The 8468-nt window shown below is 68.4% G+C and carries 14 protein-coding genes; 2 read left to right on the top strand and 12 right to left on the bottom strand.

The genetic code is table 11. From position 1 onward, the window contains the following. The coding region (locus tag G6022_RS07605; protein ID WP_182691293.1) for a YbaB/EbfC family DNA-binding protein at positions 1-251 on the bottom strand (251 nt) is incomplete at its 3' end. Then, positions 248-574: a hypothetical protein gene (locus G6022_RS07600; protein ID WP_241731109.1), complete on the bottom strand. Its 327-nt coding sequence runs from the start codon at positions 572-574 to the stop codon at positions 248-250. The genes G6022_RS07600 and G6022_RS07605, both read right to left, overlap by 4 nt. Positions 575-750: 176 nt before the next feature. Here G6022_RS07600 and G6022_RS07595 point away from each other — a divergent pair, with 176 nt between their 5' ends. Further along, the gene (locus G6022_RS07595) at positions 751-1017 is read left to right on the top strand and encodes a hypothetical protein (protein ID WP_182638426.1); all 267 of its coding nucleotides are present in this window, start codon (positions 751-753) and stop codon (positions 1015-1017) included. Further along, positions 1014-1352, top strand: a complete 339-nt coding sequence (locus tag G6022_RS07590) for a hypothetical protein (RefSeq protein WP_182638427.1) — start codon at positions 1014-1016, stop codon at positions 1350-1352. Before G6022_RS07595 ends, G6022_RS07590 begins: the two co-directional genes overlap by 4 nt. Before the next feature lie 626 nt (positions 1353-1978). On the opposite strand, the gene G6022_RS07585 is transcribed toward G6022_RS07590, so the two are convergent. The 10 genes from G6022_RS07585 to G6022_RS07540 form a co-directional block, all read right to left on the bottom strand. Next, complete coding sequence (locus G6022_RS07585) at positions 1979-2356, bottom strand: hypothetical protein (protein ID WP_182638428.1); 378 nt, start codon at positions 2354-2356, stop codon at positions 1979-1981. Positions 2357-2358: 2 nt separating this feature from the next. Next, the gene (locus tag G6022_RS07580) at positions 2359-3210 is read right to left on the bottom strand and encodes a phage major capsid protein (protein WP_182638429.1); all 852 of its coding nucleotides are present in this window, start codon (positions 3208-3210) and stop codon (positions 2359-2361) included. A gap of 178 nt (positions 3211-3388) precedes the next feature. Next, complete coding sequence (locus G6022_RS07575) at positions 3389-3565, bottom strand: hypothetical protein (RefSeq protein WP_182638430.1); 177 nt, start codon at positions 3563-3565, stop codon at positions 3389-3391. After that, the gene (locus tag G6022_RS07570; RefSeq protein ID WP_182638431.1) at positions 3562-3771 is read right to left on the bottom strand and encodes a hypothetical protein; all 210 of its coding nucleotides are present in this window, start codon (positions 3769-3771) and stop codon (positions 3562-3564) included. Before G6022_RS07570 ends, G6022_RS07575 begins: the two co-directional genes overlap by 4 nt. Continuing rightward, positions 3768-4052, bottom strand: coding sequence for a WhiB family transcriptional regulator (locus G6022_RS07565; RefSeq protein WP_182638432.1), 285 nt, complete (start codon positions 4050-4052; stop codon positions 3768-3770). Before G6022_RS07565 ends, G6022_RS07570 begins: the two co-directional genes overlap by 4 nt. Next, entirely contained in the window at positions 4049-6109 is a 2061-nt protein-coding gene (locus G6022_RS07560; RefSeq protein ID WP_241731110.1) for a bifunctional DNA primase/polymerase, read from the bottom strand. The genes G6022_RS07565 and G6022_RS07560 overlap by 4 nt, the downstream gene beginning before the upstream one ends. Positions 6110-6111: 2 nt before the next feature. Further along, entirely contained in the window at positions 6112-6288 is a 177-nt protein-coding gene (locus tag G6022_RS07555; protein ID WP_182638434.1) for a hypothetical protein, read from the bottom strand. 83 nt (positions 6289-6371) lie between these two features. Next, entirely contained in the window at positions 6372-6581 is a 210-nt protein-coding gene (locus G6022_RS07550) for a hypothetical protein (RefSeq protein ID WP_182638435.1), read from the bottom strand. A 105-nt stretch (positions 6582-6686) separates the two neighbouring features. Further along, positions 6687-7184, bottom strand: a complete 498-nt coding sequence (locus tag G6022_RS07545) for a hypothetical protein (protein WP_182638436.1) — start codon at positions 7182-7184, stop codon at positions 6687-6689. Beyond that, positions 7181-8468 (bottom strand): recombinase family protein (locus tag G6022_RS07540; RefSeq protein WP_182691292.1); only part of this gene is annotated, 1288 nt, incomplete at its 5' end. The genes G6022_RS07540 and G6022_RS07545, both read right to left, overlap by 4 nt.

Genomic DNA, 8468 nt, shown 5'->3' with positions numbered 1-8468 from the left:
TGCCTGACGGCACTGGAGGTGGCCTCGAGGATGGCGGACGCCACCGTCTCGCAGCCGTGGGCGCGCAACCCGGCCGACAGTACGAGGTCGATCACCGCGCCACCGGAGTCGGCGGTGGCGGTGGCGATCCGGTCCGGGCTCGAGGCCACCACCCGCAGTGTCTCCAGTTGGTCGTGGGCGGACTCCCACTCGGCGGCGATCCCGCGCAGGCGATCGAGGAACGCCTCGACGTCCAACCCGCCGCCGCTCACGTGGCACCCCCCGTCGGGCCGTCGTCCGTGTCCGCCCGGCCCGCCTCCGGGGTCTCCCACCCCTCCGCGTCCCGGTCCGCGTCATCCCATTCCTGCCCGTCCCATTCCTGCCCGTCCCATTCCTGCTCGGCCAGTCGGTCGAGCAGCTCGCGGGCCTCGCTCGCCGCTGCCGTGAGAGTGCGCAGTACCGCCCGCGCGACGTCCGCGGGCGCGCGGTCGAGCAGCTCCGCGGGCAGCGCCAGGCCCACCGGCACGCCGTCGGTACCGACCTCGGCGACGACCCCGGTCATCGGGTCGGTGTGGCGGCAGGTCTCGGCCGTCATCCGCCGGTCGGACGGTAGAAGCCGTAGAAGGACATGCCGATGTTGTCGGTACGCAGCCCCGAGACCGACACGGGGTCACCGGCCTCCACAGGTTGCATGTCTAGGTTCCATTCGACACAAACGGCCCCGCGGGAGTTGGCGCTCCCCGGGACCATGACCACGACGAAGGAACCGTCATGGATAACAGCAGCATACCCGCACCCCCGCCGGTCAACGGCGACTTCATCACCCACTTCCGGCGTGAAATCACCGCCGGAACTCAGAGCATCACCGTCGAGGTCTCCACCTTCATCGACAACGGCGTCGAGCAACCACCGACCCTGTACGTGTCCGGTGACATCGACCTCAACCTCGACCAGCTCTCAGACCTCAACGAGGCACTGTTCCGAGCGCAGTACGCGCAGATGCACGCCCGCCGTGCCCAGCTCGAGGCACAGCGATGAGCGGCGACCAGTGGTGGACCAACGAGTCCGAGCGCACCGACGAGCACGGCGAGACCACCCGGACCAAGTCACGCAGCACCGGCGTCGTCTGGGATGAGTACGTGACCCACGACGAGGGCGGCCGGCGCCGCTACCGGGCGCAGGTGTGGGTCATGCAGCACGACGACGAGGACGTGCCCACCATCTCCCTGTGGACCCACAACGGCACCACGCCGCCGCCGGTCCTGTCCGTGGAGGAGTGCCGCACCCTCGGGTACGCGTTGCTCCAGGCGGCCGAGATGGTCGACCGCGAGCGCGACGCCATGATCCGGCAGTTCCTCGACAACACCCCCTGAATCGCTCCCTGAGCCGTTTCCGTGCAGTCGTGGCCCTCAGGCCCACGACTGGCGCGGTGATCGCTCAGCGTGCGATCTGACGGGCGTTCTCTGGACAGTTCCGCCCCTAACCAACTGTCTCCCGTGTGCACACCCCAGAACGGGCTGGGGCGCTCCCTGCATGGTGTCCGGCCGGACATGCCAGGGGGTCACGACCAGACTCGTCCCAATCGGGGTGGGTCTAGCGGTCGTGCCCAGATTCGATATGGGGACATGGATTCGAGGGCCACTCTGGGGACGAGGGATCAGACCCCGCCACCGCTAGGTGCCAATGCCCTAGCGGTGACCACCCAGGTGGTGTTACCAACACCACCTGGACCACGCGCACGGAGAACACCTCCGCACACCAACCACGGCGCTAAACACGGCAGTTGCCGCCGTCATCACCGCAACTGCACGGTCACCACGACCTCACAGCCCGGCATCCCCAGACCCGTACATGTTCCGAGCATGTATGCCGTGAGGGTTCTCGTTGGGGTGGGGGGAGGGGTGGCTCCCCTGGGTGAGTGGCAGCCCTCGCTCGGTGAGCTGCCGGCGGGGGCTGCCGGCCGCCGGGAAAGGTGAGTAAACCGGCGGGGTTCATGGGGTTACCCGGTTGGTTGCTTCGGGTGCTCGGTGGTGGGTTCGGTGTCGATTGTGAAGGCGTGGCCGGTGGTGCGGGGGCATAGTTGTTGCAGCACCCCGATTTCGCTTGGCCACAGGTTGAACCCCGTACGCTGCCGCGTATCCGTCGACATCTGGAACGGGCCCGCGGTTGCGGATTGGATTGCGCCGCTGCCTGCTTGTGCCCACCGTTGTACGGCGCCGGCCAGGATCAGCTTGGCCTCTGCCCTTGCGGCGTCTCGCCCGTCCTCTGCCAGGCATGGCGCGATCCGTAGGGCTCGGGCGTTGGCGCCTGCCACCAGCGTGGCCACAAGCTCGTGGTTGCGCACGCTGGTGGGCAGGTCGGCCCGGTCGACGATCATTGTTAGACGGCGGCTGCGATGCTGAAGGTGCCGATGCGGTCGGGGCGGACGAGTGCGGCACCGAATCGGAAGGTGCAGCGGACCGCGATGGAATCGGATGCGAAGTAGGCATCCGTACTGACGGCGAGCTGTAGGTCACCGACGGCGGACACGATGGCGGCCTGGTCGTAGACGACACCGGTTCCGGCGGGAACAGCGGAGTGGACCCTCACGGGCAGGCCGAGCAGGCTCATTGCGGCGTCTTGGGTGCCAGCTCCGAGCAGGGTGGCGGCGCTGCCGGTGGCGGTCTTGATTTTCCTAAGGGAGGCCCAGGTGTCGGGAGCGAGCAGGATTCCCGACGGGGTTGCGCCGTTGGTTTCGAGGGCGGCGACGAGGTCGACCAGCGGGTCGAGGTCGGTGTCGATGTTTGCGGCGGCGGCCTCGATGCCGGTGTCGAGCAGGATCCCGGCGGGCGGGGTGACTGCGGGTGCGGTCGGTGCCGGCTGGGTCAGGTATGCGGTGTCGGCCTTCTTGACGACGGCGCGGCGCAGACTGTCGGACAGGAGGCCGGCGGTCTGCTGCTGCACGTACTGCTCGCGGGAGAGGCGGACGAGGGTCGCAACCTTGCCGGTGGCGACGGTGACCTCGGATAGGGCCGGGTTGGCCTCGTCGATCGGGGCACCCTCGGCGACGAACTGGGCGTCGTCGTCGGAGACGTACGCAACTCGGAGCATCGGCTCGTCACCTTCGAGCCGGCCGGAGACCGTCGAGGTGGACAGGACGAGGGCGTTGCCGATGACGTCTGCCGGGGCGAAGGTGTGAATGTCGGGCGACCATGCGGCCGCGGTGGTGCTGGTGGTGATGGGGGTGGACATTGGTCCTCCTACAGGTAGCCGACGGCCTTTGGTTGTGCCATCGGGAAACAACGGTGTGTGTTTCCGGTGGCTCCTGGCTCATCCGGCGTGCCCTGGGGGCGGGGTGCGTGAGGTGGGCACCCGGCCCGGCATCTCTTGCACTTAGGTGCATTGTACCAGGCCGGGGCGGTTTTCACCTCTAGTAGTTGACGATGGTGAGGTTGGGGACGTCGTCGAGGACGAGGCCGGCGGCGTCTAGCTCGGTGCGGGTGACTGTCACCGATTGCAGGGGCAGGACGTGGGTGCCGTTCTGGTCGTGGGCGAGGACGTCGGCGCCGATGCGGCGGTCCAGTTCTATGAGTAGTTGCCGGTTCACTGGTGGCGCTCCTTGGGTGCGGGTGGTCCAGAAGGGGCAGGATCACTGTTGGTGTCGGCGGACTGCTCGGCGGCGTCGACGAGCTCGTTTGCGAGCAGTACGGCCTCACGCTTGGTCAGCCGGTAGTTGTCGCGGTTCAGGCGCATGACGATGTGCTTGTCGTAGCGGTAGACATGCGCGGACACGTCAGCTTGGGGGCGGATCACTTGGACTCCTTCGAGGGGATGCGGACCGGTCGGCCGCGGTGGTCGTAGGCGACCCCGGCCCAGATTCCGGCGCGTTGGTTGGGGCGGGCGTTGCCGGCGTAGTCGCGGCACTTGGTGAGGATCGGGCAGGTTCCGCAGATTCCTTGTGCGAGGGTGACGCGGACGCTGTAGTCCTCGGCGGCCTCGTCGTCCCGGCGGGGGTCGAACAGTTGCCACCGGCCCAGGCAGGCGGCGCCGGTCCAGCGGTCCCGGCCGGCCAGTAGTTCGCTCAGTGGGTTCACGCCGTCATCCCGTCCGGTTCGGCCGCTTCGACCGGTTCGTCCGGTTCACCCAAGGGGGGTAGTCCCAAACCGGACGTTGCCGCGTCGAGGGATCGAGCGGTGTATCCGCGGGTGCGGTCGTCGGTCGACTGCCGCGTAGTGTGCACCTTGTACGCGCTCGAGAGCATCCGCCCCATGCGTTGCACGGTCAGCGCCCGCCCGTATGAGCTTTCAGCGCCCCACACTTCGGGGTGAGCGATGATGAGTCGCCGGACGAGGTCCTCCGATCCCACGAACGTCTCCCACGGTTTCCACACCTCGGCGATGTGGTCGATGAGTGCCAGCGCAGGCCGCTTCTGCACGTGACCTTCCTCCCGTTCAGTCTTGAGTTCCTCGGCCTCGGTTGTGGCGAGCTCGTCGACGGTGGCAGGCCAACGGCCCCCGGCGACGGTGGCGATTCGCTTGAGCGGTGACCAGCGTTCGCGGGCACGCCCCTTGATCCCCTCGGGTAGTGGTGGCCTGTTGACGGCGACCTCGTCGGCGACAACCTCGGCCCACGCTGCGATGCGTGCGGCGAGCTGGTCGGCGTCGTCCTCGATTGCTTCCCAGTCGGATTCTTCGACGGTGTCGTCGTGGTCGCGCATGAGGACCACGCGGATGCACCGGGATCGGGTGTCGTCGGGCAGGTTCGGCGATATGCCGGCCATGAGGACCGGCGAGTATGTCGACATTTCCTGCACTTCCCAGCCGTCCTTGACCGGGACGAGTACCGGGCGGGTTCCGCCCCGCTTGTATCCGGTGTTGATGACGCTGAGTAGGTCACCGACGCCGTCCCGTTTCGGGTCGAGGTTGCGGTCGGCCTCGTCGATCAGCAGGGTCCGGGGTTCGCTGCGGACCATGCGGGCCAGTAGCGCCGCCGACGACAGGGCGGAAGCCTGCGAGGGGGAGAAACACAACCGGGCGAAGTGTTCGACGACGGTGGTCTTGCCGGCCTCGGGCATTGGCGAGTCGAGCAACAGCCGCGGGGTTGTGTAGAGCTGCCCCATGAAGTGCGTGTGCACGGCCCACAAGGCGAGGATGTCGAGGTCACCGGGTGAGGTCGTGCGAACGTATCGGGCGAGCCAGTCGCGGACCTCGTCGAGAATCGGTTCCGTCCGGTCTACAGTGACCCCCTCTATCGAACCGGACGAACCGGTCGAACCGGTCGAACCGGACATATCGGGGGCGGTACCCCTACCGGACGAACCGGACAGACTGGTCGAACCGGTCGAACCGGACGGGTCCGGTATGTCGCGGGGTTGGTCCATGCCGGCGGTCAGACCGGATCGGATCGTGGCCGCTGCCTCGTGGTCGTCCAGGCCGATTCCCCGCGCTGCGGTGGCGAGCTGGTCGGCGACGTCGTTGGGGTCGGCACCGGCGGCGACGACGAGGGTTCCCAGGTTGTAGGCGGCCCGGTTGAGGGTGTCGTTACGCGACCCTTCTGGGGCGCCCGTGACGGCGTCGAGTTCGGCGGTGAGGGCGGCGGCCCAGTATCGGCCCCCGCGCTCGTCACCGTTGATCCTGGGGGCAACTGCGGGCCTCTCGCGGACCACCGGGCGGCGCACGACCCGGTCGAGTAGGTGGGCAGGTAGGTCTGCCGGTTCGGTGTCGTCCTCGAGGACGTACCGGCCCCCGTCGGGGTGAACACTCGGCGGCATGACGAGGTACCCGCTCGAGGTCTTGACGTCGATCCCCTCGGCCCCGTCCAGCTTCCCGCGGACCCGGTCGGCCACCCCCTCGGGTAGCCATGCCCACACATGCCAGCCGCCCCCGCCCGTCTTGGTCCGATAGGTGGGCGGGAGGTCTCCCAGCGCGTCGAGCGTGCCACCGTGCCGGGGGTCGACGTCGAGGACCACGACACCGGCCGGGGGTCGGGCGGCGATGTTCGCGTCGGGGGTTGCGGTCCACCATGCGCGGATCTGGTCGGCGTCGGAGGTCGCATCGTCTTTGCCGTGGGCGGTTGCCGGCCGCTTGGTCCTGGGGACGAGGGGGAACACCTCGAGCCCCTGGGCGGCGTAGGCGAGGGCGTGGTCGAGCATGGTCACTGGATCACCGCCTGCGGGGTGAGGGTGACGAGGACCAGGTATGCGTACCTGCCCCGGTCGCGGGCGCGGTTCACGGCCCGTTCAGCCGATGCCAACGTCAGGAACAGCCTTCTCCGGTATCGGCCCTCACCGGTTTCGACGAGGACGGCGTACCCGGCTGCGGCGGCGAGCACACTGTCGTGGCGCGGGGTAGAATCGTCAGCAGTCGGATGGTTTGGGGCGCCCTCGTTCACAGCGGGGGCGTTCTCTTTTGCGTTCACGCGGATGCACCCCCGGTGAACAGTCCGGCCAGGCGGCGGCGCTGGTCGTCGGTGAGCGGCGGGGCGGCGGCGAGGTGCTTCTCGACAGCGGCGGTGATGTTCGCGCACGCGAGCTCGCGGCGAGCATCTGCGAGCTGGTCGGGGTTCTTGCGGCGGGCGGCGACGGCGACTGCCGATCGTGCCTTGTAGACGTCCGTTGAGGACATGGGCGATTGCACCCTCTTTCAGGGTCCTCCGAGTCTTACCCGCTCGGTGGTTGGGCAATCGCGCCGCTAGTTCTTGTCGTACAGGTTACAGCATGTTCCAGACGTTTACGTCAAGTCGACGTATTCTGCCGACGCTGGTGGCTTACGGCGCTCCCGACCAGCCCTACCGGCCGCGGCGACCCGGTCGCGCAGGTCATCCACCTGCATCCACCCATGAGCGTGCTTGCACCCCAGCTCGAACCGGGCGGCGGCATCCCACCCGGTGATGTCGGCAGGTAACACGCGGTCAACCCCTGACACAGCGCGGGATTCGATCACGAAACGGCCTGCCTGCCAGTTGCCGAGGGTCAGCTCGAGCCCGTCCACGACCACCGGGGCACCGGAACTGTCCACGTATTCGCGGGCGATGAACTCATCTGGCGGGAGGGTGAACTCGTCGCCTAGAACGTGGAAACCGTCCGGCGTGACGTAGACACGGGCTAGCCGGTCGTTGCACCCACGGCGGCGGAGGGTCAGCAGTGGGGGCGGCGTTCTCGAGCCGGGTAGCGCTCCATGACGTCGGGTGGTGTCCGTTGTACGGATTCTGCGGGTTCGTTCACTCACGGCTTCCACCTCAGTTCGATGTCATCGGGATTAAACCGGCGGGTGCCCACCGTGGACGGGTTCACGGTCACCTCGAGCAGTAGACGCACGACGGTGCGCTTGGACTCAATCGGTAGGGCGTCCCACGCGGCTTGTACGTCGTCGGCGGTGACCAGCTCGGCAACCGGGGTTGTGGCGCCTGCGGTGGCGCGGCGCTCGGCGTCGGCGATCTGGGGGAGTAGCCGGGCCTCGATGCGGGCGAACGCCGGCGCGGACACCTCACCGGCCGCGGCGGCATCGGCGAACGAGTCCAGGCGGTCCCGTAGGGCTCGCAGTTCCTCGAGCGCCTGGGCGTGCCCGTCAACCGGGGTCGTGAAGACCTCGGTTGCATCCGGCATGGACAGACGGCCCACGATGACACCTGTGACGAGCTCGTCGATCGGGGCGGCGCGTCGAGCGGTGCACGCCCTCGAGGATGAGCACTGGTACTTCGGCGAGGCCACCGACTTCGGAAAGTAGTGGCGCATACCGGCGCCACACACCCCGCAACGGGCGATCCCAGACAGCAAGTAGCGGGCAGCCGGCCCCGGCCCCACCTTGCGGGCAGGGTCAGCGAGGATGCCCTGTATCCGGTGCCAGTCCGATTCCTCGATGAGCGCCGGCCACGAGGCGGACCCAATGACCTCACCCCGGTGCTGGCGTAGGCCGGCGTACGTCGGGGACGCGAGGATGAGACGCAGCCGCCGGGGCACCCAATGCTCGAGTGCATTTTTCTGAGACTTCGGGGCAGGCACCCCGCGCCGGTTGAGGTCTGCGGTAACCCCGCGCAGCGTTTCCCCGGCGAGGAACCGGCGGGCAACCTCCCGCACGATGGGCGCCTCTTCGGCGTCGACAGTCCACCCAGTCGTCGTCCCAGTGTCGGGGTCGAATGAACGCCGGTACCCGTACGGTGGCCTGCCTGCGGGCCTGCCAGCTTGGGCGGCGGCACGCTTCCCACGCAGGGTGCGCTCACGGATCTGGTCCGCTTCCCGCTCAGCGATGAGCGCGTCGAGGCCGGTACCGAACCGGTCATCACCTCGGGTCAGGTCGTACGTCCGGCCGCTGTAGGACCACAGCACGCCCCGCTCGGCGCACAGGTCACGCAGGGCCACGTATGCGGCGAGGTCTCGTTGTGCTCGGCTTGCTTCCCAGGTGACGAGTACGTCGCCGGCGGTCAGGGTGCCGGCTAGTCGCTCGTACGCGGGGCGGGCCACACCCGACCAGCGGGATGCCCCCATGTCGTTGTCCGTGAGGACCTCCGCGACG

It is taken from the genome of Dietzia sp. Cai40, assembly GCF_014145165.1.
Lineage (GTDB): Bacteria > Actinomycetota > Actinomycetes > Mycobacteriales > Mycobacteriaceae > Dietzia > Dietzia natronolimnaea.
This window is presented reverse-complemented; position numbering and strand designations above follow the sequence as displayed.